Annotated in this window: 1 pseudogene; it reads left to right on the top strand. The window is 71.8% G+C overall.

What is annotated here, in order from left to right:
* Window positions 1-549 (top strand): annotated as a pseudogene (locus A5646_RS29520) (hypothetical protein); the annotation flags it as partial.

Below are 549 nucleotides of genomic sequence, written 5' to 3'. Positions count from 1 at the left end.
ACCCACTCGCCGCGATGCCGAAAACCCGACGCGGTCGAACCGGTGTCCACGGGCACCACCGCGCCCCGTTGCGGCGCTGGCCTACTCCATCGCCTGGCGGGGGCGGCGCTGGTGGAGCCGGCGGGTCCCGCTGGTCGCGGCGGTCGGCGCTGTCACCGGCGCCGCGACGCACTGGTACTACAGCACCCTCGGGCTGGCCAGCGAACCGCCGCCATGGCAAATGTGGCTGTGGACCACGTTGGCGGGCTCGGCCGTCGCGGTCGCAGTCGCCAGCTGGCGCCGCGCCGGGTGGTGGCGACGCAATGTGTGCGTGTTCGCGGCATCGTTCTGTCTGTTGAGCGCGGGCCTGACCATCAACGCGTGGCTGGGATATTTTCCGACCGTCTCCGCCGCCTGGGGCCAGCTGACCAATGGACCGCTGCCGGACCAGACCGACTTGCGCGCCGCCTACACCGCCAGGTCCAAAGGCGTTGCGCCGCAACGGGGCGCGGTGGTGCCCGTGGACACCGGTTCGACCGCGTCGGGTTTTCGGCATCGCGGCGAGTGGGT

It is taken from the genome of Mycobacterium sp. 1245499.0 (genome assembly GCF_001673615.1).
Lineage (GTDB): Bacteria > Actinomycetota > Actinomycetes > Mycobacteriales > Mycobacteriaceae > Mycobacterium > Mycobacterium europaeum_A.
Note: the sequence above shows the minus strand (reverse complement) of the source record. Positions and strands in the feature narration are given on the sequence as shown.